General features: G+C 70.7%; 22 protein-coding genes, 1 other RNA gene and 2 pseudogenes. 12 read left to right on the top strand and 13 right to left on the bottom strand.

Annotated features, from left to right (window positions below):
- Nucleotides 1-195 precede the first annotated feature (195 nt).
- The gene (locus tag ABZ823_RS30000; RefSeq protein WP_361665985.1) at nucleotides 196-489 is read right to left on the bottom strand and encodes a hypothetical protein; all 294 of its coding nucleotides are present in this window, start codon (nucleotides 487-489) and stop codon (nucleotides 196-198) included.
- Between the two features lie 162 nt (nucleotides 490-651).
- On the opposite strand from ABZ823_RS30000, the gene ABZ823_RS29995 reads away from it, so the two are divergent.
- The gene (locus ABZ823_RS29995; RefSeq protein WP_361665984.1) at nucleotides 652-1212 is read left to right on the top strand and encodes a hypothetical protein; all 561 of its coding nucleotides are present in this window, start codon (nucleotides 652-654) and stop codon (nucleotides 1210-1212) included.
- A 194-nt stretch (nucleotides 1213-1406) separates the two neighbouring features.
- Here the strand turns inward: ABZ823_RS29995 and ABZ823_RS29990 are convergent, their stop codons facing one another.
- The 8 genes from ABZ823_RS29990 to ABZ823_RS29955 all read right to left on the bottom strand — a co-directional run bounded on the left by ABZ823_RS29990 (nucleotide 1407) and on the right by ABZ823_RS29955 (nucleotide 9669).
- Nucleotides 1407-2171, bottom strand: coding sequence for a DUF5336 domain-containing protein (locus ABZ823_RS29990; protein WP_361665983.1), 765 nt, complete (start codon nucleotides 2169-2171; stop codon nucleotides 1407-1409).
- A 158-nt stretch (nucleotides 2172-2329) separates the two neighbouring features.
- Nucleotides 2330-3244, bottom strand: coding sequence for an N-acetylmuramoyl-L-alanine amidase (locus tag ABZ823_RS29985; protein WP_361665982.1), 915 nt, complete (start codon nucleotides 3242-3244; stop codon nucleotides 2330-2332).
- Nucleotides 3245-3254: 10 nt separating this feature from the next.
- The gene (locus ABZ823_RS29980; RefSeq protein ID WP_361665981.1) at nucleotides 3255-3917 is read right to left on the bottom strand and encodes a class I SAM-dependent methyltransferase; all 663 of its coding nucleotides are present in this window, start codon (nucleotides 3915-3917) and stop codon (nucleotides 3255-3257) included.
- A 133-nt stretch (nucleotides 3918-4050) separates the two neighbouring features.
- Nucleotides 4051-5790: an MFS transporter gene (locus ABZ823_RS29975; protein WP_361665980.1), complete on the bottom strand. Its 1740-nt coding sequence runs from the start codon at nucleotides 5788-5790 to the stop codon at nucleotides 4051-4053.
- 219 nt (nucleotides 5791-6009) lie between these two features.
- Nucleotides 6010-6651 (bottom strand): response regulator transcription factor, encoded by a 642-nt coding sequence (locus ABZ823_RS29970; protein WP_361665979.1) that lies wholly within the window; start codon nucleotides 6649-6651, stop codon nucleotides 6010-6012.
- Nucleotides 6652-6743: 92 nt separating this feature from the next.
- Nucleotides 6744-7949, bottom strand: coding sequence for a sensor histidine kinase (locus ABZ823_RS29965; protein WP_361665987.1), 1206 nt, complete (start codon nucleotides 7947-7949; stop codon nucleotides 6744-6746).
- Nucleotides 7950-8038: 89 nt separating this feature from the next.
- The gene (locus ABZ823_RS29960; protein ID WP_361665978.1) at nucleotides 8039-8758 is read right to left on the bottom strand and encodes an ABC transporter permease; all 720 of its coding nucleotides are present in this window, start codon (nucleotides 8756-8758) and stop codon (nucleotides 8039-8041) included.
- A complete protein-coding gene (locus tag ABZ823_RS29955; RefSeq protein WP_361665977.1) occupies nucleotides 8758-9669 on the bottom strand; it encodes an ABC transporter ATP-binding protein in 912 nt (303 codons plus the stop codon). The genes ABZ823_RS29960 and ABZ823_RS29955 overlap by 1 nt, the downstream gene beginning before the upstream one ends.
- A gap of 263 nt (nucleotides 9670-9932) precedes the next feature.
- On the opposite strand from ABZ823_RS29955, the gene ABZ823_RS29950 reads away from it, so the two are divergent.
- Entirely contained in the window at nucleotides 9933-10790 is an 858-nt protein-coding gene (locus ABZ823_RS29950) for a MaoC/PaaZ C-terminal domain-containing protein (protein WP_361665976.1), read from the top strand.
- A 228-nt stretch (nucleotides 10791-11018) separates the two neighbouring features.
- Here ABZ823_RS29950 and ABZ823_RS29945 read toward each other — a convergent pair whose 3' ends face one another.
- Nucleotides 11019-11180, bottom strand: coding sequence for a hypothetical protein (locus ABZ823_RS29945; RefSeq protein ID WP_361665975.1), 162 nt, complete (start codon nucleotides 11178-11180; stop codon nucleotides 11019-11021).
- 589 nt (nucleotides 11181-11769) lie between these two features.
- Nucleotides 11770-12795: pseudogene (locus ABZ823_RS29940) on the bottom strand (hypothetical protein); the annotation flags it as partial.
- 359 nt (nucleotides 12796-13154) lie between these two features.
- Here ABZ823_RS29940 and ABZ823_RS29935 point away from each other — a divergent pair.
- Genes ABZ823_RS29935 through ABZ823_RS29925 form a run of 3 tightly spaced genes read left to right on the top strand, consistent with a single transcriptional unit; the run spans nucleotide 13155 to nucleotide 16237 of the window.
- Nucleotides 13155-14054 (top strand): Nif3-like dinuclear metal center hexameric protein, encoded by a 900-nt coding sequence (locus tag ABZ823_RS29935; RefSeq protein ID WP_361665974.1) that lies wholly within the window; start codon nucleotides 13155-13157, stop codon nucleotides 14052-14054.
- Nucleotides 14051-14794 (top strand): C4-type zinc ribbon domain-containing protein, encoded by a 744-nt coding sequence (locus ABZ823_RS29930; protein WP_361665986.1) that lies wholly within the window; start codon nucleotides 14051-14053, stop codon nucleotides 14792-14794. Before ABZ823_RS29935 ends, ABZ823_RS29930 begins: the two co-directional genes overlap by 4 nt.
- A 12-nt stretch (nucleotides 14795-14806) precedes the next feature.
- Nucleotides 14807-16237 (top strand): bifunctional RNase H/acid phosphatase, encoded by a 1431-nt coding sequence (locus tag ABZ823_RS29925; RefSeq protein WP_361665973.1) that lies wholly within the window; start codon nucleotides 14807-14809, stop codon nucleotides 16235-16237.
- A 32-nt stretch (nucleotides 16238-16269) separates the two neighbouring features.
- Here ABZ823_RS29925 and eda read toward each other — a convergent pair whose 3' ends face one another.
- Both eda and yaaA read right to left on the bottom strand, forming a co-directional pair.
- On the bottom strand, nucleotides 16270-16932 hold the full coding sequence (eda, locus tag ABZ823_RS29920; RefSeq protein WP_361665972.1) for a bifunctional 4-hydroxy-2-oxoglutarate aldolase/2-dehydro-3-deoxy-phosphogluconate aldolase: 663 nt from the start codon (nucleotides 16930-16932) through the stop codon (nucleotides 16270-16272).
- A 65-nt stretch (nucleotides 16933-16997) separates the two neighbouring features.
- Complete coding sequence (yaaA, locus tag ABZ823_RS29915) at nucleotides 16998-17798, bottom strand: peroxide stress protein YaaA (RefSeq protein ID WP_361665971.1); 801 nt, start codon at nucleotides 17796-17798, stop codon at nucleotides 16998-17000.
- Between the two features lie 209 nt (nucleotides 17799-18007).
- Here yaaA and rnpB point away from each other — a divergent pair.
- The 7 genes and pseudogenes from rnpB (at nucleotide 18008) to ABZ823_RS29880 (ending at nucleotide 24382) form a co-directional block, all read left to right on the top strand.
- Nucleotides 18008-18413: RNase P RNA component class A (rnpB, locus tag ABZ823_RS29910), an RNA gene on the top strand.
- 503 nt (nucleotides 18414-18916) lie between these two features.
- A complete protein-coding gene (locus ABZ823_RS29905) occupies nucleotides 18917-19138 on the top strand; it encodes a hypothetical protein (RefSeq protein WP_361665970.1) in 222 nt (73 codons plus the stop codon).
- A 148-nt stretch (nucleotides 19139-19286) separates the two neighbouring features.
- Nucleotides 19287-21164 carry an AAA family ATPase gene (locus ABZ823_RS29900; protein ID WP_361665969.1) on the top strand — a complete coding sequence of 626 codons (1878 nt, stop codon included), beginning with the start codon at nucleotides 19287-19289 and terminating at the stop codon, nucleotides 21162-21164.
- Nucleotide 21165: 1 nt separating this feature from the next.
- Nucleotides 21166-23067: a UvrD-helicase domain-containing protein gene (locus tag ABZ823_RS29895; RefSeq protein ID WP_361665968.1), complete on the top strand. Its 1902-nt coding sequence runs from the start codon at nucleotides 21166-21168 to the stop codon at nucleotides 23065-23067.
- 69 nt (nucleotides 23068-23136) lie between these two features.
- Nucleotides 23137-23262 (top strand): annotated as a pseudogene (locus tag ABZ823_RS29890) (LysR family transcriptional regulator); the annotation flags it as partial.
- A 249-nt stretch (nucleotides 23263-23511) separates the two neighbouring features.
- Nucleotides 23512-23721, top strand: coding sequence for a hypothetical protein (locus ABZ823_RS29885; RefSeq protein WP_361665967.1), 210 nt, complete (start codon nucleotides 23512-23514; stop codon nucleotides 23719-23721).
- A gap of 208 nt (nucleotides 23722-23929) precedes the next feature.
- Nucleotides 23930-24382 carry a hypothetical protein gene (locus tag ABZ823_RS29880; RefSeq protein ID WP_361665966.1) on the top strand — a complete coding sequence of 151 codons (453 nt, stop codon included), beginning with the start codon at nucleotides 23930-23932 and terminating at the stop codon, nucleotides 24380-24382.
- Nucleotides 24383-25013 lie beyond the last annotated feature (631 nt).

The following is a 25013-nucleotide window of genomic DNA, read 5'->3' as shown; positions in this document are numbered from 1 at the left end:
TAACTTCGCCCGAGCACGGTTCACTTCATGTGCGTCCATACCTTCAACATGCCCCCAAACAGGACCGAGAGGCAGACGTAACGGAGTCCTACTAGTGCTGTGACCGGAAAGGTCGCAGCACTAGCCCGCCGCCGGCTGTGGCGCGCCTCAGCGGCGTGCTGAAGGCATGGCTCCGTGGCGTGCCCGTGGCATGGCTCAGTGGCGCTGGATGCGGTTGGCGATCGCGTGGCCGATGAACAGGTAGACCACGGCGGCCAGACCGTACCCGGCGACCACTCGCGCCCAGGCCTCGTCGAACGTGAACAGGTCACGCGACCAGCCCGCGAGCCATGCGGCGGCGTCGTGGACGAACTGCACCAAGTTGTTGCCCGGGTTGGCGTTCAGCAGGTACATCAGGATCCACAGGCCCAGGATGAGGGCCATGACATCGGCGACGACCGCTATGACCGTGCCGGCTTGATTCGTGCCGTTGCGATATCGAGGGGACATGCCCTCCGGATTGCCCGCCGCCCTTCCTTGAAACCCCCGCGGAACCCGTGAATCCCTTGCGGGACAAGGGATTCACCCGCTCGGCCGCTTCGGGGCGGCGCGGCCCGGCGGAGTGGGTGACGCTTCCGGTGGAGCAGTCGCCTTTCCGCCCCGGAGGCCCCCGTGCCGGTATCGATACGAGCCCTTGCCCTGGCGCTCGCCCTGAGCAGCATCCTGCTCGCCGGGGCCCCCTCCTGCCGGACCGTCGGCGCCACGCGGAAGGTGGCCAGCTACATCACGGTCCCGTCGCCCTCCCCGACCACCCCTGCGCAGCGGCAGAGGCTCGCCAGGGACCGATTCGCGGTGAACGCCGGTCTCGCGGCCGGGGCGGTCCAGCAGTGGATCGTGAAGCCGTCGAAGGGGGGTGCGTTCTCGAAGGGCGCGAGAGGACGCGAGGCCGCGCTTCTGAAGGCGAGCCTCGGGGGCACCTTCGCGTACAGCCGGCTGACGGCCGCCCGGCGCAACGCCCGGGGAGACCCGGCGCTGTCCCGGGCCCTCGTCCCGCTCCTTGCGTCCATCGACTCCCTCAAGGGCCTGCAGGGCAGGCTGCGCAAGGGCGACCAGTCGGCCGTCGGCTCCTTCGACACCGTCATCCGCAGGGTGAAGGCCGCGGGGAAGAGCGCCGGCGTCCCGGTCCGGACCCTGGTCCCGTCGGGCCCTCAGCTGGCACGGGGCCGACCCTAGGACAGCCCTGGGTGTTCTGCTCGGCCAGCACTCGCAGCGTGTGCGGGTCGGGGGACAGGGCCAGCAGGTCCGTAACCGGGCCCCTGTGTCACAACCCTCACATGGCTGACGGTTCGTCAGTTCACTGCCGGAGGTGAGACCGTACGACGACGGCCCCCCGCCCGGAAGGGGGCGAGGGGCCGTGCGGAAGCGACTCAGCCGCGCTGGATGCCGCTCGTGTCCTGGAGCACACCGCGGCGGCCGTCCTGCGTCTGGGCGACCAGGCCGGGGCCGCGCTGCTCGACGGCCAGGTACCAGGTGCCGGGCGCCAGTTCGGCGATCGGCGTGGGCGAGCCGTCCTCCGCGTACAGCGGACGCGGCACCGGCACGGCGAACCAGAACGGCGAGAACTCCGCGGCGGGCGCCGGCTGCGGCTGACCGCCGAACGCCTGCCCCTGCTGGGGCTGGCCGCCGTAGGGCTGCTGGGCGCCCGGGTAGCCGTAGCCCGTCTGCGGCTGTGCGCCGTAGGGCTGGGGGGCGGCGGGCTTGGGAGCGGGGACGAGGGAGGCCTGGAGGGCCGGGACGAGCGGGGTGGCGATGGCGGCGGCGGCCAGGACGAGGGCGGCGATGAAACCGAGGACGAGACCGGCGCCCGCCTCGTTGGCGTCGATCAGCGTCCACAGCAGCACCCACGCGGCGGCGACGGCCAGCGCGGCCCCGAAGGCTCCCGGCTCCAAGCCCGCCACCTTGCGTGGCGCGGGGAGCAGACGGGTGAGCACGACGAGCGCACCTCCGATCACGCCGGCCATGTACGTGCCAAGCCCGAGCCCGAGGTCGTCCCAGGCGTTGGGAAGGTTGAGCTGCGCGCAGAGGGCGCCGGCGCTGCCACAGCCGGTGAGGTCGAGGAACGACGCGATGAACAGCAATACCGCTGCTCCGATCACCACGCCGTCGCCTCTAGTGAGGGAGCGGATATTCACTTCGGGTCCTTCGTCTGTCGTCTCGTCGTCGGTGGAGGCGTCGCTGTCACCATGTCGCCCTCGGGCCGCGGTGTGAAGCGCGGGGGCGGCCCCTCATCGTAGAGACGACACTATCGTCCGCCCGGCCTGGGTGTCCGCCGGGTCCGGACGGGTGATCGCTACCCGCGCAGGAAACTCACGATTCCCTCAGAGATCCCCTGCGCCGCCTTCTGCCGCCACGCGCCACTCGTCAGCAAGGCCGCGTCCTTGCCATCGCGCATGTTGCCGCACTCGATGAACACCTTCGGAACCGTGGACAGGTTGAGGCCGCCGAGGTCACTGCGTACGTCGAGACCGGTGCCGTTGCCCACATAGTTCGAGTGCTTGCTCCCGGTGACGCGGGCGAAGCCGTCCACGATGCGCCCACCCAGGTCGCGCGAGGGGCCCACGATGGGGCGGGTGTCCGCGGAGCCCTGGTGCACCGATGCCGGGAGGATGACGTGGAAGCCGCGGTCGCCCTGCGCCGCGCCGTCCGCGTGGACGGAGACCGCCGCGTCCGCGTGCGCGGTGTTGCCGATGCGTGCCCGCTCGTCCACGCACGGCCCCCACGGGCGGTCGCCGTCCTGGGTGAACTTCACGGTCGCGCCCTGCCGTTCGAGGATCGTGCGCAGCCTGCGTGCCACGTCCAGCGTGAACTGGGCCTCGGTGTAACCGGAGTTGGTGGACGTTCCGGTGGTGTCGCACTCCTTGCGGTTGGTACCGATGTCCACCTTGCGATTGATCTCGGTGGTGTGCCGGAAGTTGCCGGGGTTGTGACCCGGGTCGACCAGGACCACCTTGCCCTTGAGCGAGCCGGAAGGGGCCGATCCGGGGGAGGACGGGGGGAGTTTCCCGTCGTCCGACGAGGGCGCGGTCACGGGCGGTGCCTTCCTGGGCGCCGCACCGGCCGGTCCGCCGCCGGTGTCGGCCACCGCCTCGTAGACCAGCCAGCCGAGCAGGGCGGCGGGCACCAGCGCGGCAACCGCGACCGTCAGCGGCCCGCGCCGCGGGCGGCGGGGCTCGGGGGCATCGAAGTCCGGTCCGACGTACGACATGACTGCGACCCTAACGGCGCGCCGCGCCCGCCGCCCGCGTTCGCCTCAGGACACGCAGCGAGTCGGTCGCCGACACCTCCGCGAAGGCGCCGGACCGCAGGGCCCGGAGGTAGACGCGGTAAGGGGCCTGGCCGGTGAACTCGTCCTCCGGCTCCGGAAAGACGTCGTGGATGACGAGCAGGCCGCCCTCGGCCACCTGAGGCGCCCAGCCCTCGTAGTCGGCGTTCGCGTGCTCGTCGGTGTGGCCGCCGTCGATGAAGACGAGGCCGAGGGGGCTGTTCCAGAGCGCGGCCACCTGCGGTGAACGGCCGACCAGCGCGACCACGTGGTCCTCCAGGCCCGCCCTGTGCAGGGTGCGCCGGAAGGCGGGCAGGGTGTCCATCAGGCCGATTTCGGCATCGACCGTCTCAGGGTCGTGGTAGTCCCATCCCGGCTGCTGCTCCTCGCTGCCGCGGTGGTGGTCGACCGTGAGTGCGGTGACCCCGGCGGCGCGGGCCGCGTCGGCGAGCAGGATCGTGGAGCGCCCGCAGTAGGTGCCGACCTCCAGCAGGGGCAGCCCCAGCCTCCCGGCCTCCAGGGCGGCCTCGTACAGCGCGAGCCCCTCTCGCAGCGGCATGAACCCCTTCGCGGCCTCGAAGGCGGCCAGGATCTCGGGCTTGGGCGCCGCGGGCATGGGGGTCCTTTCGGTCGTATGTGCGGGCAGGCCCGGTGCGACCGCGCGAGGCGTCGTACGGACCCGTAGGCGCCCCATGCTGCCGCACCCCCCGCCGCGCGGGCGACGGGGGGTGCGGGAGGGGTGAAGCGGGTCAGGCGGAGACGGTCTCGCCCGGCAGGGAGAGATCCAGGTCCACCGGGCGGTCGTCGCCGGTGTGGGTGGCCGACGAGGCGAGCGGGGCGTGGCCCAGGGCCCTGGCGGCCACGACATAGGGGCCCTGCGCCGGTACGGCCAGCACGTAGCTGCCGTCCTCCGCGGAGAGCGTGGCGCCCGCCTGGCGGCCCCGGCGGTCGATCAGCGTGACCTTGGCGCGGGCGACCGGGGCGCCCCCGGCGTCCAGGACCCGGCCGCGGAAGCCCCGCAGCATCTCCTCGGCCCGCTCCAGGTTGGCGTCCTCCTCGCTGCTGGCGCGCAGCTGGGGCACGGCCGAGGGGCGCTGCCGGGGGAGGAAGACGGCGAGCAGCAGGCCGAGCGCCACCGCGGCGGTCGCGATCAGGAACGAGACACGGAAGCCGTGCATGGTCGGGATCGCGATGCCGTTCACATGGTGGGCGGTGTTGGCGAGCACCATGCCGATGACGGCGCTGGAGACCGACGTGCCGATGGAACGCATCAGGGTGTTGAGACCGTTGGCCGCGCCCGTCTCCGAGGCCGGGACCGCGCCGACGATCAGCGCGGGCAGCGAGGAGTAGGCGAGGCCGATGCCCGCACCGAGGATCACCGAGGTCACCACGGTCTGCCAGGCGGCGTCCATCAGGCCGAGACCGCCGCCGTAGCCGATCGCGATGACGAGCAGTCCGACGATCAGGGTGACCTTGGGGCCGTAACGGGCGGAGAGGCGGGCGTAGACGGGCGCGGTGAACATCATCGTCAGGCCCAGCGGGGCCACGCACAGGCCCGCGACGACCATCGACTGGCCGAGACCGTAGCCGGTCGCGGCGGGCAGCTGGAGCAGCTGCGGCAGCACGAGCGAGACGACGTAGAACGAGACGCCGACCATGATCGAGGCGAGGTTGGTGAGCAGCACCTCGCGGCGTGCGGTGGTGCGCAGGTCGACCAGGGGCGCGGCCACACGCAGCTCCAGCAGGCCCCACAGGAGGAGGACCGCGACGGACGCGCCGAACAGGCCCAGCGTGGTGCCGGACGCCCAGCCCCAGTCGCTGCCCTTGGTGATCGGCAGCAGGAGCAGCACCAGACCGGCGGACAGGCCGAGCGCACCGGGCAGGTCGAAGGAGCCTTCGGCGCGCGCGGGGGACTCCGGCACGACGAGAAGGGTGAGGACGATCGAGACGACGCCGAGTCCGGCGGCGCCGTAGAACAGGGTGTGCCAGTCGGCGTGCTGGGCGACCAGGGCCGCGGCGGGCAGCGCGAGTCCGCCGCCGACGCCGATGGAGGAGCTCATCAGGGCCATCGCGGAGCCCAGCCGCTCGCGGGGCAGCATGTCCCGCATGAGGCCGATGCCGAGCGGGATCGCACCCATGGCGAAGCCCTGGAGCGTACGGCCGACGATCATCGGCAGCAGGGCGTCGGTGAACGCGCTGACCAGTGCGCCGATCACCATCACGGCCAGGCTGGCGAGCAGCATCCGCCGCTTGCCGTAGAGGTCGCCGAGGCGGCCCATGATCGGGGTGGCCACGGCGCCCGAGAGGAGGGTGGAGGTCAGCACCCAGGTCGCGTTGCTGGGAGCGGTGCTCAGCAACTGGGGCAGATCCTTGATGACAGGGACCAGCAGCGTCTGCATCACCGCGACGACGATGCCCGCGAAGGCGAGCACCGGCACGATCGCGCCGGACGGCCTCCGAGCGGGCTGGTCGGGCGTCGTGTGCGTCATTACGTGAGGCCTCCAGGCCGGGAGTGAACAGGTGCGGACGGATCGCGCGGGGAATCCGGCGGAATCCCTGCGGGGCGAGCGCCCGGTAGAACCTGTATGCACGGGCAACTATTCCGTTGCTTCGGCGGCCTAACGAATCCTTGACCATCCCATGGGTAACTGACCGGCCGTCATGCCCGCCGGGCCGTCGCGGGGCAGGCGGGACTTTCGCAACACGCCCTACAGCCACCCCTGCTGCCGGGCCTCCCGCATCGCCTCCATGCGGTTGCGGGTGCCCGTCTTGCCGATGGCGGAGGAGAGGTAGTTGCGCACGGTGGACTCCGAGAGGTGGAGGCTCGCGGCGATGTCGGCGACCGTCGCCCCGTCCACGGACGCCTTCAGGACATCGCGCTCCCGCACGGTCAGCGGGTTGGGTCCGGCGCTCAGCGCCGCCGCGGCGAGCGCCGCGTCGACGACCGTCTCACCGCCGAGGACCCGCCGGATCGCGGCGGCCAGTTGCTCCACCGGCCCGTCCTTCACCAGGAACCCCGAGGCGCCCGCCTCCATGGCGCGGCGCAGATAGCCGGGCCGGCCGAAGGTGGTGAGGATCAGCACCCGGCAGTTCGGGGCCCGCTCGCGCAGGGCGGCCGCCGCGTCCAGGCCGCTCATGCCCGGCAGCTCGATGTCCAGCAGGGCCACGTCGGGGCGGTGGGCCAGTACCGCGTCCACGATGGCGTCGCCCGTAGCGATCTGCGCGACGACCTCGATGTCCTCCTCCATGCCGAGCAGCAGGGCGAGAGCGCCGCGCATCATGCCCTGGTCCTCGGCGAGCAGGACGCGGATGGACGGGGCGGCCCGGCGGTCCCGCGGTATCTCGGTCACCGCCCCATCGTAGGGAGGAAGCTGCCTGGTGGGACTCCCCGTCGGCGCCCGCCGGCGCCCCGCCTCCCGGACGGACGGCGTGAGCCGGGCGGTCATGCCCCCCTGGGCGCCGTGGACAGCGAATCCCCCGCCCGCTCGGTGAACCGCTCGCCCGGCACGGGCAGTTCGGCGGTGACCGCGAAGCCGCCGCGCGGTGACGGGCCGGCCCGCAAGGAGCCGCCCGCCGCCGCGAGGCGTTCGGTCAGGCCCTTCAGACCGGTGCCGCCGACGCCCTCCGGGGCGGGCCGCGAGGACGCCCCGTCCCCGTCGTCGGCGACCGTCAGCCGGACCCGTTCGGGAGTGCCCTCGACGGTGATCTCGCAGTGGGCGGCACCGCTGTGGCGCACGGCGTTGGTGACCGCCTCGCGCACCACCCAGCCGAGCAGCGCCTCGGCCTGGGGCGTGAGGACGGGACCCGAGCGGCGTATCCGGGGTTCGATGCCGGCGGCCGTCAGGGCCGAGCGGGCGCCGTCCAGTTCCGTGGCGAGGCTGCCCTCGCGGTAGCCCGTCACCGCCTCACGGATCTCGGTGAGCGCCTGGCGGCCGACGGACTCGATGTCCGTCACCTGCGTCAACGCCGCCTCCAGGTCCCTGGGGGCCAGGCGGCGGGCCGCCTCCGACTTCACGACGATCACCGAGAGGGTGTGACCCAGCAGGTCGTGTAGATCGCGGGAGAAGCGCAGGCGCTCCTCCTCCACCGCGCGCCGGGCCAGTTCCTCGCGGGCGGCGCGCAGTTCCCGTACCGCCTCGGAGAGGGAGAGGATCGCGGCCGTCACCATCGTCGACAGGAAGGTGCCGTATGCGATGTTGATCCCGTTCCAGCCGTCGCGCAGGACGGAGACGGCACCGGCCAGTGCGGTGAGCCCGAGCGCGGTCCTGCCGAGCCGGGGGCCCCGCACGATCGCGCCCGTCGCCAGGCCGAGCAGCGGGTAGAACAGCAGCCAGGTGCCGCCGTATCCGACGGCCAGGGTGCAGGTCACCGCCCCCAGCAGGAGCAGCGCCACCCGTGTGGACCGCGCCTCGCGCCGGTCCTTGTCGAAGGCGCGGAAGGTCACGTAGATGTACAGCGAGTTGAAGGTGAGCAGGCCGAGACCGCCGATCCAGGGGTTCGTGGTCTTGCCCTGGAAGATGTTCGAGAAGGCGCCCAAGCCCATCAGCAGCCACGGCAGCAGGCTGAAGCCGGTGGGCGGCGGACCCGGGTGCCCCAGCGGACTTCCGGCCTTCCGGGTTGCCCTCCGCCCGGCCCGGAACCGCCGCATGTCCTCCTTGTGCATACCGCGAGCGAGCTGCCGCGACGCGCTCGAGTGCCGGGAGAACCAGCGCCGACAGGACATGTCTCTCCCCCCGCTCAGATGGTCGCCGCGCTACGGCGGTACGACAGCACGGCGTACGCACCGAACGCCACCAGCCAGGCCGCGAGCACGAGGACCGCGGCGAGCGCCGGGGCGTGCCCGTCGGCGACCGCCGTGCCGAGCTGCGCGAAGCGGTGGGTCGGGGTGTACGCGGACAGCTCCCGCAGCCAGCCGGGAAACAGCTCGACCGGGAACCACAGGCCGCCGAGCACCGCCAGTCCCAGATTGCACACCAGGTTCGCCACACCGGTGGTCTGTGCGGTCAGGCGGTAGCCGTTGCCGAGCCCCAGCAGGGTGAAGGGGACCGAGCCGAGCCACAGCAGCAGGGCGATCGCCGCCCACTGCCAGGCGTCCAGCCGTACGCCGTTGACCAGACCGCCCGCCACGAGCACCGCCACGATCGAGGGCAGCACCGTCACCGAACCGGTCAGCGCCCGGCCGGCGACCACCTGGCGCGGAGTCATCGGGGTCACCCTCAGCTGCCGCAGCCAGCCGATCGCCCGGTCCTCGGCGACCCCGCCGCCGGTGTTGAGGGCCGAGCCGACCGCGCCATAGGCCGCCATGCCGACCATGGACGCCGTCTTCCAACCGCCGTCGTCGTTGCCACCGATGTTCGTGAACAGCAGGTACATCATCACCGGCAGCGCGATCCCTCCGATGACGAAGCCGACGTCGCGAAGGGTCCGGCGCACCTCGAGCCACAGGTAGTCCCGCATCACACCGTCTCCCACTCGCGTGCCGTCAGGGCCAGGAACGCGTCGTCCAGCGACGCCTGGGCGACTTCCAGGCCACGTATCGCGCCCAGCCGGGCGAGGGCCATCACCGTCGCGTCGGAGTCCTGGGTGCGCAGGAGCGCCCGGTGCCCGCGCACCTCCACCGACCGGACACCGGGCAGCAGGCGCAGGCCCTCGGTGTCACGGCCCGCCAGGTCGATCGAGACCAGGTTGCCGCCCGCGGACCGCCGCAGCTCCTCACCCGTGCCGTTCGCGACGATCCGGCCGTGGTCGATGACGAGGATCCGGTCGGCGTAGGCGTCCGCCTCCTCCAGGTAATGCGTGGAGAACAGCACGGTGTGACCGTGCCGGGCGTACGCCCGCATCTCCTTCCAGAAGCCGTGCCTGGCCTCCACGTCCAGGGCCGCCGTCGGCTCGTCCAGCACGAGCAGCGACGGATTCCCGGCGAGGGCGACCGCGAACCGCACGCGCTGCGTCTGTCCCCCGGAGAGCCGGTCCACGCGCCGCCCGGCCAGCTCGGTGATCCCGGCCAGCCGAAGGGCTTGGGCGATGGGCATCGGCTCGGGGTAGCGCCCGGCCACGAACGACACCAGCTCGCGGACGGTGACCCGGGGCACGGCCCGCGCCTCCTGGAGCATGGCGCCCACCCGGCCCGCGCGCACCGCCCGCTCCGGAGGCACGCCGAACAGCTCCACCGTCCCCTCGTCGGGCTCGGCCAGGCCGAGCAGCAGCGCGATCGTGGTCGACTTGCCGGCGCCGTTGCGGCCCAGGAGGGCCACCGTCTCACCGGGCTCGATCTCCAGGTCGATGCCGTCGAGGGCTCGGACGGCGCCGTAGGTCTTGACCGCCCTCGTGAAGGACACCGCGGGCGGTGTCCCGGTCGTCTTCGTCATGACCGCGACGCTACAAGGGAGGAGAGTCCGCCCGGCAGATGCGCGTGTACGGACCCCGGCAGGACAAATGTCACCGCGCGCTTATCTGACGCAGCGTCAGTGAGCGGGGGCGGGAGCTTCACAACCGGCGGACGGTGGGCTATACAGGGTGCGCCGTACTGGAACGCGTTCTAGAACTGGCGGGTTCCGCGGCCCCGTGGCGGCCTCGGTGCGGCCGACGGTGCCGACGGCCGCACCGAGGTCCTGGACCTGCAAGGAGACCCATGCCCATCGACGCAGCCAAGGCCGTCGCGGCCGAGCCCCGTACCGGCGAGATCTCCTGGACCCCCAAGGACGTCCTGCTCTACCACCTCGGCATCGGCGCGGGCGTCCCCGCGACGGACCGCCACGAACTGCGCTACACCCTGGAGTCCAGGCTGCACGTCCTGCCGAGTTTCGCCACCGTCGCAGGCGCCGGCGCCCCCGGCGTGATCAGCGGTCTCTCCATGCCCGGCATCGAGGTCGACCTCGCACGTGTCCTGCACGGCGGCCAGACCCTGACCCTCCACCGGCCCGTCCCGGCGGCCGGGACGGCGACCGCCACCGGCCGCATCGCCGCCGTCCACGACAAGGGCACGGCGGCCGTCCTCGTGATGCGTACCGAGGTCGCAGACACCGACGGCCCGCTGTGGACCAACGACGCCCAGATCTTCGTACGGGGAGAGGGTGGCTGGGGCGGCGACCGGGGCCCCTCCACCCGCCTCGACCCTCCCGCCGGCGAGCCCGACAAGACGGTCGAACGACCGGTCCGCGAGGACCAGGCCCTCCTCTACCGCCTCTCCGGCGACTGGAACCCGCTCCACGCCGACCCCGAGTTCGCGAAGCTCGCCGGGTTCGAGCGCCCCATCCTGCACGGCCTGTGCACCTACGGCATGACGCTCAAGGCGGTCGTCGACACACTGCTCGGCGGCGACACGACCCGGGTGCGGTCCTACGCGACCCGCTTCGCCGGAGTCGTGTATCCCGGCGAGACCCTGCGCATCCGCATGTGGCGGCAGGGCGGCGCCGTGCGGGTGGCTGTGAGCGCCGTCGAACGGGACGACGCACCTGTCCTCGCCGACACCGTCATCGCACACATGTGAGGCACGGGGAGGTCCTCGAAACCGGCGAGGGCGTGAGCCATGTGAAGGCCGGCGACCGGGTCGTGGTGTGCGTGGCGGCATGATCGCGATCGTCGAACGTCCCCAAGACGGGGAGGCGCGCATGGAACGGCCCCACCCGTCGTGGGACGGGTGGGGCCGTGTCCTGCGCGGTGACGGTGCGCTCACCGTCGTGAGCGCACCATCGGCTTCCCGCTGTCTCGTGCCCGGTCAGGCCGCGGTGCCGGTGTTCTCCGGCTGCGCGGACGGCTTGCGGTGCCGACCGTGCGGGGCTGCCTCGTGTTCCTCGGCGGAGACCGGGCCACGGTGCCGGCCGTGTCCCAGGTCCTGGGCCTCGGCCGACAGCGGCGATGCGGTGCTGGTGTCGCTCATGAGAAGTGTTCACCCCGTCAAACATGATCCTTCGTACAGCCGGGCGAGTCTAACGGGCCGCGGTGACAGCCGTGTCGGGGGATGTGAGGACGGTTGTGTCGGCGGGTGCCAGGACGGCCATGTCTGTGATGTCCGGTGTCGTGAGGGCGGTGGTGTCCGGGGGAGCGAGGACGGTGGTGTCGGGGGCGGCGGGGGCTGCTGGGGCGGGGGCGGCGCAGCGTGTCTGTGCGAGAGTGCGGCGCAGTGTGACCCCCGAGGACGCGGGGGCCTTACGCGGTCGCGGCGGGGGCGGCTGGGGCTGAGTCCGCTGGGGCTGCTGTGTGCGCTGGGCCGACTGTGTGCGCTGTGACTGCTGGGGTGGCGTCGGCTCTGACTGTGACCTGGGTGGCTGCTGCGAAGGCGCCTGTTGCAGCGGCTCCCTTTGCAGCGGCTCCCTTCGCAGCGGCGCCTGTTGCAGCGGCATCGGTCGCACCGGTTCCGGCTCCGCCGGCCCCCGCCCCGCCGAATCCTGAAGCGGGTGCGGTGTACCGGGCTTCGCGGGATGCGGAGCGGGCCCTTCGCCCGGCTCCCGTGCCGGAGGCCCGGCCGCCGCCACGGGAGCCTCCAGCCGCGCCACCCCGCACCGCACCGCGTCCGTCGTGAACGGCAGCAGCAGCACACCCTCCCGAGTCCACAGCCCCGCACCGGCCGACCACCCCTGTGGCGCGGCGAGATGCTGGACCCGTCGGTGCGCGGGACGCCACACCCCGACCCAGCTGCCCGCCGCCCCGTCGATCCGCAGCGCCACCGCGCAGCTCTCCGGTGTGAGCACCTGTCCCGGCTGGATCGCGAACGGGGTCACCGGGCAGTCCAGACGCAGGCAGTCGGGGAAGCGCACCGGCAGCGTGCTGCCCAACACCCCCCATCCGAGCCGCTCCCGGCCCGGCGAGGGAGCGTCCGAGCGGATCAGCAGCAGCCCGCTGTCCGGATCCGCGAGCAGCAGCCGGACATTGCTCCCGTCCGCGATCTGCAGCAGCGGCGACACCTCCCCGTCGCGCGCCAGATCCACCACCACCGTTTTCGTGGGACCCCCCTCCGGTGTGTGGTCCAGGGCCAGCATCCGGCCCGTACGGTCCAGCCAGACCCCGCCCGAGCAGTGGCCGGGCAGCTCCGCCAGGCGCGTGGGCCCGGCCGCGCCGCCCGCCACCAGCCACACCGCGCTGGAGTGCGGGCCCACCGCGAGCGCGAACGCGCGGTCCCCCGTCGGGGCGGGCGGCAGCAGTCGCAGCCCGGTCCCCACCCACGGGCCGTCCACCGCGCCCAGCGGCAGCTCCCCCGTCCCGGGCCCGGTCGGATACAGCAGCGAGAACAGGTGGCGCCCGTGCACGAGGCGGTGGATCAGCACCCGGCCGTCGGCCAGCGGCTGCACCTCGGTGCCGGGTTCCTCCGGCTGGTTCCCGGGCAGCGGCACGGCGTACGGCTCGGGGCCGTCCAGGGTCCAGCGCTCCGGGTACCAGGACCCGCCGTCAAGGGCGAGTCGGGCCGCGTAGGACCCGTTCGCGGTGATCACGCATCCGGGCCGGGCCGCCCACTCGCTCCCGTCCGCCGCGGCGGACATGAAGGCACAGGCCGTCATCGTTCGGTCACCTCCGGCGACGAAGCTAGTTTCGTACGCACGGACGTGGCATGCGGGGACGGACGCTTCACACATAAGGGTGTTCGTGTGGCCAATCGCCTGAGCAAAGCGGGGCGGGTGTGCTGCACGGGAGGGCGCGCGCGGCGCCCGTACACAACCCCCGTCGTACCGACGAACGGCACCTGGCCGCTTGCGGGCCTTCACTGCCTCATCCCCGGTCGCGGGCCCTTACCGCTCCCCCCGGGCGCGGCCCCTCACCGCCTCCCCACTCCGGCCGCGGCGCGACCGCCCGGACGCCGGCCTGCGGAAATCACCCGCGACCGGAGAGGCACGGACCCGGGACAGGTAGCCTTTTCCCCGTGCCCCGTCTGTCTGAAGTCATCGCCGCGCTGGAGACCCTGTGGCCCGCCGATCGGGCCGAGTCCTGGGACGCGGTCGGCACCGTCGTCGGCGACCCGGACCAGGAGATCTCCCGCGTCCTCTTCGCCGTCGACCCCGTTCGAGAGATCGTCGACGAGGCGGTGAACCTGGGCGCTGACCTGCTGGTCACCCACCACCCGCTCTATCTGCGCGGTACGACGACGGTGGCGGCCTCCACCTTCAAGGGCCGGGTCGTGCACACCCTGATCAAGAACGACATCGCCCTGCACGTGGCCCACACCAACGCGGACACCGCCGACCCGGGCGTCAGCGACGCGCTCGCCGGCGCGCTCGATCTGCGGGTCGTGCGCCCCCTTGTGCCGGACCCGTCCGACCCGGAGGGCCGCCGGGGCCTGGGCCGCGTCTGCGAGCTCGACCACCCGCTGCCCCTCCGGGAGCTGGCCGCCCGCGCTGCCGAGCGGCTGCCCGCCACCGCGCAGGGCATCCGAGTGGCCGGCGACCCCGAGGCCGTCGTCCGTACGATCGCGGTCAGCGGCGGCTCCGGCGACAGCCTCTTCGACGAGGTCCGCACGGCCGGCGTCGACGCCTTCCTCACCGCGGACCTGCGCCACCACCCGGCCTCCGAGTTCATGGCGGCCCGGGCCAACCGTCCTCTCGCGCTGCTCGACGCGGCGCACTGGGCCACCGAATGGCCCTGGTGCGAGCTGGCCGCCGCCCAGCTCGACGAGATCTCCGACCGGCACGGATGGGACCTGCGCGTCCACGTCTCGAAGACGGTCACCGACCCCTGGACCGCCCACGCGGCGCCCGCCACCGCCCTTCCAAGGAGCGCCTCGCGCGCCCCCTCCGATTCGAAAACCCCTGGAGCCCCCAACTGAACGCCGCGCCCGCCGACCAGATCCGACTCCTCGACGTGCAGGCGCTGGACGTGCGCCTCCAGCAGCTCGCGCACAAGCGGAGGTCCCTGCCCGAGCACGCCGGGATCGAGTCGCTGACCAGGGACCTCACGCAGCTGCGCGACCTGCTGGTGGCCGCGCAGACCGAGGAGAGCGACACCGCCCGCGAGCAGACCAAGGCGGAGCAGGACGTGGAGCAGGTGCGCCAGCGCGCCGCCCGTGACCAGCAGCGTCTCGACTCGGGTGCCGTCACCTCCCCGAAGGACCTGGCGAACCTCCAGCACGAGATCGCCTCGCTCGCCAAGCGGCAGGGCGACCTGGAGGATGTCGTCCTGGAGGTGATGGAGCGCCGCGAGTCCGCGCAGGAGCGGGTCGCCGAGCTGACCGAGCGGGTCGCGTCGGTGCAGTCGAAGATCGACGACGCGACCGGGCGCCGGGATGCGGCCCTCGAGGAGATCGACGGCGAGGCCGCCTCGGTGGCCAAGGAGCGCGAGGTCGTCGCGGGCTCGGTGCCCGCGGATCTGCTGAAGCTCTACGACAAGCTGCGCGAGCAGCAGGGCGGCATCGGTGCGGCCAAGCTGTACCAGCGCACCTGCCAGGGCTGCCGCCAGGAGCTGGCGATCACCGAGCTGAACGAGATCCGCGCGGCCGCCCCCGACACGGTCGTCCGCTGCGAGAACTGCCGCCGCATCCTGGTGCGCACGGCCGAGTCCGGCCTGTAAGAGGCGTTGCGCGTGCGGGAGTTCATCGTCGAGGCGGACGGCGGTTCCCGGGGCAACCCGGGGCCCGCCGGGTACGGAAGCGTGGTACGGGACGCGGCGACGGGCGAAACGCTGGTGGAGCGGGCCGAGTTCATCGGGACCGCCACCAACAACGTCGCCGAGTACCGGGGCCTGCTGGCCGGGCTGCGCGCGGCCCACGAGCTGGACCCGGCCGCTCGGGTGCACGTCCGCATGGACTCCAAGCTGGTCGTGGAGCAGATGTCCGGCCGCTGGAAGATCAAGCATCCGGCGATGAAGCCGCTGGCGATGCAGGCGGCCGCGCTCTTCCCGGCCGGACAGGTCACCTACGAGTGGATCCCTCGCGAGCGGAACAAGCACGCGGACCGGCTCGCTAACGAGGCGATGGACGCGGGGAGCCGGGGAGAGCGGTGGGAACCCGCCCGGTCCACCGCCGAGTTGGACACGCGCGAAGTGACGGCCCCCGAGCCGGCCGGCCCACCGGGCGACGCGGCAGCGGGCGCGGCCCGGGCCCGTGCGGCCCTGGCCACCGCGACCGCCCCGGGCGCCGCGAGTGAGGCCGTCCGTACCGGCGGTCCCGCCCCGGGCGCCGCGAGTGAGGCCGTCCGTACCGGCGGTCCCGCCCCGGGCGCCGCGAGTGAGGCCGCTCGTACCGGCGGTCCCGCACCGGGCGCCGCGAGTGAGGCCGTCCGTACCGGCGGTCCCGCCCCGGGCGCCGCGAGTGAGGCCGCTCGTACCGGGGCTTCCGCGACGGCCGATGTGCGGGCCGCCCGTAACGTCGCCTCCGCCCCGCCCGACCTCGGCACCCCCACCACCTTCGTGCTGCTCCGGCACGGCGAGACCCCGCTCACCCCGCTCAAGCGGTTCTCCGGCAGCGGCGGGAGCGACCCCTCGCTGTCCGACGTCGGCCGGCGCCAGGCGGAACTGGCCGCCGGAGTGCTCGCCGCGCGGGGTACCGTCCAGGCCGTCGTCTCCTCGCCCCTGGCCCGCTGCCGCGAGACCGCCGATGTCATCGCCGCCCGCCTCGGGCTCGAGGTGAGCGTCGATGACGGACTGCGCGAGACCGATTTCGGCGCCTGGGAAGGCCTTACCTTCGGCGAGGTCCGGGAGCGGTACCCGGACGACATGGAGGCCTGGCTGGCCGACCCCGAGGCCGAGCCCACCGGCGGCGGAGAGAGCTTCGCGGCCGTCGCCCGGCGGGTCGCCGCCGCGCGGGACCGGCTCCTCGACTCGTACAGGGGCCGCACGGTCCTGCTCGTCTCGCACGTCACGCCGATCAAGACCCTGGTCCGCCTCGCCCTCGAGGCACCCCCTCAGGCGCTGTTCCGCATGGAGCTGTCGGCGGCCTCCCTGACCGCGGTGGCGTACTACGCGGACGGCAATGCGAGCGTCCGCCTCCTCAACGACACCTCCCACCTGCGCTGAGCGGCCCGTCTTCGGGGGCGCCCGCCGAGGCGCTACCCGCGCAGCGCGGCAGCCTCCCGCGCCAGCCCCTCGATCCTCGCCCAGTCCCGCGCCGCGATCGCGTCCTCCGGAAGCATCCAAGTCCCGCCCACGCATCCGACGTTGGGCAGCGCCAGGTACTCCGGGGCGTTCACCGGGCCGATCCCGCCCGTGGGGCAGAAGCGCGCCTGGGGAAGCGGTCCGGCCAGCGACCTCAGATACGCCGTGCCGCCCGCCGCCTGCGCCGGGAAGAACTTCATCTCCGTGACGCCCCGTTCCAGGAGCGCGACGACCTCCGAGGTCGTCGAGACGCCCGGCAGGAACGGCACCCCGGACTCCTGCATCGCCGTCAGCAGCGCGTCCGTCCACCCCGGGCTGACGAGGAACCGCGCGCCCGCCGCCACGCACTCACCGACCTGCGCCGGCGTGAGGACCGTGCCGGCGCCGACCACCGCGTCCCCGACCTCCGCGGCGATCGCCCGGATCGCCTCGAGCCCGGCCGGGGTCCGCAGGGTCACCTCGATCGCGGGCAGCCCGCCCGCCACAAGGGCCCGCGCCAGCGGTACGGCATCGGCGGCGTCGGCCACCACGACCACGGGCACCACGGGGGCGAGGCCGAGGACGGAGGACGCGGAGGGAGACGAGGGCAGGGGTGAGGAGGGCAGGGATGAGGTCATGGCCTCATCCTGCCGAGGGACGTCAATCCGTGCAATGAACGTTGCAGAGCATGCAACACGAGGGATCAGTGGATCTCGGTCACCACCACATCCAGCGACCACGCCTTGCCCGCCCGGCCCGGCGCCTCGGCCTCCACCACGTATCCCAGATCCCGCAGGGCCTCCACCAGCTCCGCGGGATCCCGCGGATCCGCCCCCGCCGTCAGCAGACTGCGGACGATCCGCCCCTTGGTGGCCTTGTTGAAGTGGCTGACGACCGACCTCTTCTCCACCCCGTCCACCGTCCGGGAGTGCAGTACCCGCACGGTCGCCGTCCGCCCCGCGACCTCGCCCTTCGGCTTCCACGCGGTCGCGTACGCGGAGGACCGCAGGTCGAGCACCAGTCCCGCGCCGGCCGCCTCCGGCAGGGAGGAGGCCATCGGCGCCCGCCAGTGGGCGCCGAGGGCGCCCAGCCCGGGCAGCCTCACGCCCATCGAGCAGCGGTACGAGGGAATCCGGTCCGTCACGCGGACCGCGCCCCACAGCCCGGAGAAGACGAGCAGGGACCCGGCCGCGCGCCGCCCGGCCGCCGCGTCCAGCGAGGCGAGGTCCAGGGCGTCGTAGAGCACACCGGTGTAGATCTCCCCGGCGGGCCGCGTCCCGGCCGTCCGCAGCCCGGCGTTCTTGGCGATCTCCCCGCGCAGGCCCTCGCCGATCCCGAGCACCTCGCGCGCCTTGTCCTCGTCCGCCGAGCACAGCTCGACCAGCTCGCCGAGCACGGCCTCTCGCGCGGCCCTCAGCCCGGGCAGCGACAGCGACTCCAGCTGCAACGGCGCACCGCTTCCCGAGGGAGCCTTGCCTTCGGACGGGGGCAGCAGGACAAGCACGGGTTCTCCTTTTCTCGGGCTCCGCGCCAGCGTACGGGGTCGGAGATCCGGCCCCGTACGCGCGCGTGACCACCCCGTACGGCCCTGACGGAGACCGTTCCCGTGCGCCACGATCGAGGGAACGGTTCCCGATCCCTTGGACAGGCGATGTTCCGCTGACCGTCGGACCGGCCGGGGCGTGCGCCCGGTATCATGGTCGTTACGGCAGACGAGCCGGGCGGACGGCCGCGTGGAGGTCCTTGTGGACCTCCCCGAGGAACGTCCGGGCTCCACAGGGCAAGGTGGTGGCTAACGGCCACCCGGGGTGACCCGCGGGACAGTGCCACAGAAAACAGACCGCCGGGGACCTCGGTCCTCGGTAAGGGTGAAACGGTGGTGTAAGAGACCACCAGTGCCCAGGGTGACCTGGGCAGCTAGGTAAACCCCACCTGGAGCAAGGTCAAAAGGAGCCGCCGTCACAGGCGGCTCTGCGCGGACGCTTGAGGGCTGCCCGCCCGAGTCCGCGGGTAGACCGCACGAGGCCGGCGGCAACGCCGGTCCTAGATGGATGGCCGTCGCTCCGGAGCCCGCGAGGGCCCTGGAGAACAGAACCCGGCGTACAGCCCGACTCGTCTGTCGCCCCTTATTTTTGCAGGTCAGAGGCCGTTTTCTCGGAGTGGCAAAGCCACTCGGGTCGATTCCGGGTCGGATTCGAACCGGAAACAGGGGCGACAAGCTGACGATGTACGCCGTGTACTGCCCGTCTTGTCGCATCCATAAGGGATGGACGGGGCGTTTTGGGTACCGGGCAGTTCCATAGAGCAGTCGAGGATGGCTGCAAGACACCATCGCTCGACCGGGAAATACTGTCCGACATGTCGCCTCGGCGCGCCCTCGCCTGTAGCAAGCCGGCGTCTGGGTCTTGGAGGGCGTAGGCAGGGCGGCGGTTGCAGGCCTGGCGTACTCTCCTGGCCGGTGAGGTTTGACGGGGGAGGGGGAGAGCGCGTCCGAGTCGGCTCTTACTGCGTCACCCAGGGTGAAGATGCGTTGCCGTCGCGGTGAGAGCGGCGTGCTGACTCCCCTTCCCTCACGACCGACCAGCGGACTCAGTGGCGGGGCTTCACCTGCTTCGTGCTGCGGTGCGCCGGCGAAAGCCTTGGTGCAGCCATGACCGTATCGAGCGGAATCGGTTCGCCAATGTTGCGGACCCGGTACCGTTCTCAAACCTCAAGGGCTCCGTGCCGTTCGAGGTGGCCCGCTCCCTGTTATGGGATCTGATGTACGACGACGATCTGGGGCGCCGGTACTTTCCGGGCCTGGTCGTGCGCGAAGCCGGGGAGATCACTGCGGTCGGCTGCTGACACTCGGATATCAGCGAGCACATTTCCCTCTTCGGGGTGTACGTGACTCTCGTATGCTTGCGCCACGAGCCGCAATGGGTGGGGCACTTGAGGCGGCTGTTGTCGCCTGTGCTGTGCAGAGGTGCGGGCTTGTCCGGGGGGAGCTTCGGTGTACCTGGCACATGTGCGGGCCGAAAATTTTCGGATCTTCGGCCCGGCGCCGCAGCGGCAGGGAGACGACGACAAGTCGCTGCGAATCGACTTCGGCCCGGGCATCAGCGTGCTGGTGGGGGAGAACGACAGCGGGAAGACAGCGATCGTCGACGCGATCCGGCTGTGCCTGCTCACGACGGCGGCTGACTTCTACCGCATCACCAAGGACGACTTCCACGCGGGACGCAACGGACGGGTGGACACGTTCACCATCACATGCGTGTTCCGGGGTCTCACCGTTCAGGAACAGGGAACGTTCCTGGAGCTGGCCACCACTGAGGAGAGCGGTGAGACGGCTCTCTACGTCACCCTCAAGGCGCAGTTGATGGATCCGCTGCGGTCGAACCGAGTGTCGGTCACCACACGGACCGGGCCCGACGGCAAGGGGCCGGCGCTCGACGGCGCAGCCCGGGAACTGCTCAAGGCCACCTATCTCAGACCCCTGCGCGACGCCGAGGCCGAGCTGCGCTCCGGTCGCGGATCACGGCTGTCGCACATCCTCGCCAGCTATCCCGCCATCGCCAAGCAGACCGAAAACGACTTCGACGCAGACAACGACACAGCGACGACGCTGGTCGGCATCCTCAGCAGGGCCGAACACCACATCAGCGCCAACACCGCCGTGGCGGAGGCGCGCGACGCCATCAACACCGACTACCTGGAGAAGTTCTCGATCGGCTCCGACGTCCTGCGCGGAGAAATCGGAGTCGCCGGCGACGCCACCCTCCCCCGCGCACTGGAGCGGCTGGAACTGAAACTGTCCACGGGAGTGGGCGGAGCGGAGGAATGGACCAAGCGAGGACTCGGATACAACAACGCCCTTTTCATGGCAGCCGAGTTGCTGCTGCTCGGCAACAGCGAGACCGCGCCGCTCCTGCTGATCGAGGAACCCGAGGCTCATCTCCATCCCCAGCTCCAAAGCCGGGTGATGGAACTCCTGCAAGAACGCGCCGAGGAATCCAGCCCGCGGGTACAGGTCATCCTCAGCACGCACAGCCCCCACTTCGCCTGCGCCGTACCGGTCCAGCACCTCACCCTCGTGGCGCGCGGCAAGGCCTTCAGCCTGGCCCCCGACTGCACACAGCTGGAGGCCGGCGACTACCCCTTCCTCTCCCGCTTCCTCGACGTGACCAAGGCGAACCTGTTCTTCGCACGCGCCGTCGCCATCGTCGAGGGGGACGCGGAAGCTCTGCTGTTGCCGGCTCTCGCCCAGGCAACCGGCCGATCCTTCAGCCGAGCCGGCGTCAGCGTGGTCAATGTTGGACACACGGGCCTGTTCCGTTACAGCCGCATCTTCCAGCGCAGCGGTGAGCAGATCCCCGTCGCTGTCGCCCGCATCCGCGACCGGGATCTGGTCCCGAAAAACACCCCGAAAGACATGCGCGGCGAACTGCGCAGCTCGGACGAGATGACCCCGGCGGAGATCGCCGCCCACCTCGTGCTCTTGAAGGCCGGGGACAGCGGCAACGTCCAGACCTACGTATCCGACCACTGGACCCTGGAGTACGACCTGGCGGCCGCCTCCTGGCCACTGGCCACCGTCATGCACCAGGCGATCCAGTGCGCCCGCATCTCTGAGCGGTCATGGCCCGCAGCAGACAAGCTGGACGAGACCGAGCGGCGAGCAACAGGCGAGGTCAAGGCCTGGGAAGCGGAAGGCATTGGGCTGCCCGAGGTCGGCTTGCGCGTCTACCGGCCCCTGCGCATGAAGAACGCGAGCAAGGCCATCGCCGCCCAGCACGCGGCTCGCCTGCTGAAGAACGTCACGCTGACGGACGACGATCTGCCGCCCTATCTGCGCGATGCCTTCAGCCACCTTTGCAGCGGGGCGTGACATGACGACTCCGTACGATCCTGCCTCCTTCGCCAAGGACCGGATCGAGGCAGCCGCCGCGCTCCTCGGACTCGACCTCCCGCACCAGGAACAATGGGACTTCATCCAGCAGATGATCTCCCTGGACCTCCAGGCCGCACCCGGCTCGGGCAAGACCAGCCTCGTGGGCCTCAAACTGGCGCTCCTAGCCCAAGGATGGAGGTCAGCGACGCGCGGCGTGTGCGTCATCTCCCACACCAACACGGCCAAGGACGAGATCACGGCCCGCCTCGACGCGGTACCGGCCGGCCGCAACCTGCTGCACTACCCGCACTTCATCGGCACCATCCAGTCCTTCGTCAACACCTTCCTCGCCCTGCCCGCCCTGCGCTCCATGAACGTCGAGATCCAGACGGTGGACGACGACGCCTACGCAGCAGCAGCACTCCGGCAACTGGACCGCCCCCGCTACCGAGTCCTCAAGGGCACATTGGAGCGCCAGCGAGACGGCCACCAACTCATCTCCGAGGCCCGCTTCGTCTGCGAAGGAAGCCAACTGACCGTGGTCACCACACGGCCGCTTCCCTTCTCCGCCGACACCAACAGCGGAAAACAATTCGACCACCTCAAACGCCGACTCGCCCGAGCCGGCGTCTTCCGCTACGACGACATGTTCGCGATCGCGGAACGCCATCTGCTGCGAAATCCGACCCTGGCCGAAGCCACGGCCACGCGCTTCCCCTTCGTCCTGCTGGACGAGATGCAGGACACCAGCTCCATGCAGCAACGACTGCTGGACAAGATCTTCACCGACGGACACACCGTCGTCCAGCGCGTCGGAGACATCAACCAGCGCATCTTCGACGACCGCGGAGACACCCAGACCAGCCCCTCCGCCTTCCCCCTGCCCATGTCCGCCGAACTCCCAGTCAGCCGGAGATTCGGAAACAAGATCGCCGCCCTGGCCAGCGACCTCACCGTCCACCGCCCACAGCGCATCGAAGGCACAGGACACGAGGGCAGCATCGCCCTGCTGCTCTTCGACCAGGACTCTACCGACCAGGTGGTGCCCGTCTTCGAGCGCCTGGCTGGCTCTCTGGTCCCCCGGCACGTGCTCCTGCACAATCCCCCCAGGGTGCTGGGCGCCCGACGACACCCGGGCAGCTCCGCCAAGTTTCCCCAATCCCTGGCGTGTTACATCCCCGGCTTCCGGCTCCCCGGCCGCGGCGAGACTCGTGGCCTCCTCATCACGTCGGTCCGTACCGCGCGGGAGCAGCGCCGGCATGGTGACAGCCATGCGGCTGTCCAGCAGCTCTGGAACACGGTGCGTGGCGCCGTCCGCCCTTGCGCCCCAGAAGGTCTCCCCCCACTTGCCCGTCTCGACCGCCACCCCAGCACAGCCGGCGGACGCATCCGCGCGTTGCTGAACTCGCTACTGACCGACCCACTGGACGATGAGCAAAGTTGGGGACGGCTGACGCGGCAACTGCTTGAGACGCTGCCCGAACTCACTCAAGCACCATGGGACGACCTCTCCGCTCTGCAAGATCCGACTGCCTATCTTCCCGAAGCAGAACCGGACGCACATCGCCACATCGACGACTCCGGCCACGTATCCGCAGTGGCCGGTACCATTCAGAGCGCCAAGGGTGAAACCCACGCCGCAACCCTCGTCCTTGAATGCCTTGACAGGACCGGCAAGAAGCATGACGTCTCGGAGGTGCTGGCACTGCTGGCCGGAGTCGGCGACATCGCCCGTGCTTCCGCGACAGTCCGCCGAGCGGCACAACTCATCTTCGTCGGAGCCACTCGCCCTACTCGTCTGCTTGCCCTGGCTGCCTTGCGGGAGCGGGCCGAACCATACACCGAGACTTTGGCCGAGCGGGGCTGGGCCATCCACCATGTCACGGATCCCTGGTTGTAGCAGAGCCTGGCCGCGAACGGTGGTTCCCTTCTTCGTCCCAGCAGGGAGTTATAGGTTGCTCTTTCACGCACCTCTCCTGAGGCCATGAGCTACGCCCTGGCCCAGCTGCCCCGAGTGCTCCAGAACCCGCTGCTGGTACGGGCAGGACTGGCGCCCGCACCTCGCGCCGAGGCCTCCACGGTGATGCACCGACTGGCGACGAGATCTGCCGAGTACCCCGGAGTCATCCACCGCCAACTGATGCGGGCGCGCTGTGAACCGGACTCACATGCTGCGCGTAAGGGGGAAGGGAGGCGTGGTTCACCTTCGGTTGTCGAGATGGCTGGTAACAGTTCCATCAATCGGGGTATGTCACTGTCGGCGAGGTCGTGAATACGGGATGCTGTCAGTGTCATGGGGCACACTGGCAGAGCCAGACGCAGCCTTGGGGGGTACGCGATGAGTGTGACGATCAACGAGCAGTGGCAAACAGATCATGATGACGACGTTGTGATCGTGGTTTCTGATGAGGAGTACCAGGCCGCGGCGCAGCGCGCGTTAGATGAGATTGGCCTGACGTATGCTCAGCTTGAGGATCAGGCGCGCAGCGGTTACTTCACGTCCGCACAGGCCCACGCGCTCTGGGTGTCGATCGGCGGCACGGTTGACCTCTGAGCTTGAGCGACAGGCTCGTGCATTTGCTCAGGAGTTACAGAAGACACTCAACGGGACTGTGTGTCAGCACGTACGCATTGCGGCCGTGCTCCGTCCTCGGTCCGGAGTTGGCCCTGTTTTCACCCTTGGCCACGGCCTGTCCCGCAGCAACCCGACCCAACCTCAGGCCTTTCCGCTGCGTGTCGACAATAAGAACCCTCGCGCTTGGATGAGTCTGTCTTTTCAGCTGCGTCTCGACGATGAGGGCTCGTTTCTGACAGTACATTCGTCATATTGTGCCATTTTTGCTGACCAGGGCTTGGAGTCGTGTCTCTGTCACTTTGACTACGAGCGCGAAAAGGACAGATACACCAGCGCGCACGTTCAGGTCTACGGTACGTCGCCAGCTCTGGAGGCGTTGAACGGCAAGGATGACCAGAAGCGCACTCTTGACAAACTGCATATCCCGGTCGGAGGTAAGCGTTTCCGGCCGTGCATCGAGGACGTCATCGAATTTCTGATCAATGAGCGGCTCGTCGATGCATACGTTGGCTGGGAACAGAGAGTCGAAGAAGGACGAGCCCGGTATCGGAGAAGCCAACTGAAAGCTGCCATGCGGCGCCATCCGGACGTCGTGGAAGAGTACCTGCGGGAGAAGGAGCGTGCGGAGGAGGGGAGCTGAAGTCGATCCGCACCTCAGGTCGGTGCGGTGCGGGGCTGAGGCGCGTTCGACGAACGCGACACGTTGTCATCTGGCGCAGCGGTCCCCTTCTTTCTACTTCCGAGCTCGTTGGGTCTGCCGCCCTGCAGTTCTCGTCTTGCAGTCTTGGCGTCCAGAAGGCTTGAGTCGGGAGCGTGCCCCAGGGTCCCGGCGTGCCGTCACCCCGCCGGAAGCGGGTGGCGGCTGAAGTGTGACGAGTTGAGACGGGGACCTGAGTCTCGCGGCTCTCCCGGCCGACGGGTGCCCGTTCTTGGCCAAAGTGCCACACGTGGGTTTTTCGCCTGGTTCCTGTGTCCAGGCTTCAGCCCGGGACCCGGCGAGTGGACGCCTGGGTGACAGCTAGGGGGATGGCTTGATGGCGGTTGAGCCGACGGAGACCGCGTGGCGTATTCAGGCAGCTGTTGCGGATTGGACAGCCAAGGCTGATTCGAAGGCATCGTTTGCTCTGACGATGCAGTCCACGGCGTTGGCTGTCTTGGGTCTGCTGGCGAGCTCTAAGAAGTCATCTCATTTGGCAAGTCTGCGGTAGCAGATGAGGATGCAGGCGATGCTGGTGAAGGCGAGGAAGTGCTCGGCTTTGCGCTCGTAGCGG

Source organism: Streptomyces sp. NPDC047079 (assembly GCF_040643755.1).
Classification (GTDB): domain Bacteria; phylum Actinomycetota; class Actinomycetes; order Streptomycetales; family Streptomycetaceae; genus Streptomyces.
The sequence above is the reverse complement of the archived record's forward strand: the minus strand, read 5'-3'. Positions and strand labels throughout refer to the sequence as shown.

What these genes read in the sequence shown, in the direction of transcription:
- ABZ823_RS30000 (WP_361665985.1), bottom strand. Translation starts at nt 489, where the DNA reads ATGTCCCCTCGATATCGCAACGGCACGAATCAAGCCGGCACGGTCATA.
- ABZ823_RS29985 (WP_361665982.1), bottom strand. Translation starts at nt 3,244, where the DNA reads ATGTCGTACGTCGGACCGGACTTCGATGCCCCCGAGCCCCGCCGCCCG.
- ABZ823_RS29980 (WP_361665981.1), bottom strand. Translation starts at nt 3,917, where the DNA reads ATGCCCGCGGCGCCCAAGCCCGAGATCCTGGCCGCCTTCGAGGCCGCG.
- ABZ823_RS29975 (WP_361665980.1), bottom strand. Translation starts at nt 5,790, where the DNA reads ATGACGCACACGACGCCCGACCAGCCCGCTCGGAGGCCGTCCGGCGCG.
- ABZ823_RS29965 (WP_361665987.1), bottom strand. Translation starts at nt 7,949, where the DNA reads ATGCGGCGGTTCCGGGCCGGGCGGAGGGCAACCCGGAAGGCCGGAAGT.
- ABZ823_RS29960 (WP_361665978.1), bottom strand. Translation starts at nt 8,758, where the DNA reads ATGCGGGACTACCTGTGGCTCGAGGTGCGCCGGACCCTTCGCGACGTC.
- ABZ823_RS29955 (WP_361665977.1), bottom strand. Translation starts at nt 9,669, where the DNA reads ATGACGAAGACGACCGGGACACCGCCCGCGGTGTCCTTCACGAGGGCG.
- ABZ823_RS29950 (WP_361665976.1), top strand. Translation starts at nt 9,933, where the DNA reads ATGCCCATCGACGCAGCCAAGGCCGTCGCGGCCGAGCCCCGTACCGGC.
- ABZ823_RS29945 (WP_361665975.1), bottom strand. Translation starts at nt 11,180, where the DNA reads ATGAGCGACACCAGCACCGCATCGCCGCTGTCGGCCGAGGCCCAGGAC.
- eda (WP_361665972.1), bottom strand. Translation starts at nt 16,932, where the DNA reads ATGACCTCATCCCTGCCCTCCTCACCCCTGCCCTCGTCTCCCTCCGCG.
- ABZ823_RS29895 (WP_361665968.1), top strand. Translation starts at nt 21,166, where the DNA reads ATGACGACTCCGTACGATCCTGCCTCCTTCGCCAAGGACCGGATCGAG.
- ABZ823_RS29880 (WP_361665966.1), top strand. Translation starts at nt 23,930, where the DNA reads ATGAGTCTGTCTTTTCAGCTGCGTCTCGACGATGAGGGCTCGTTTCTG.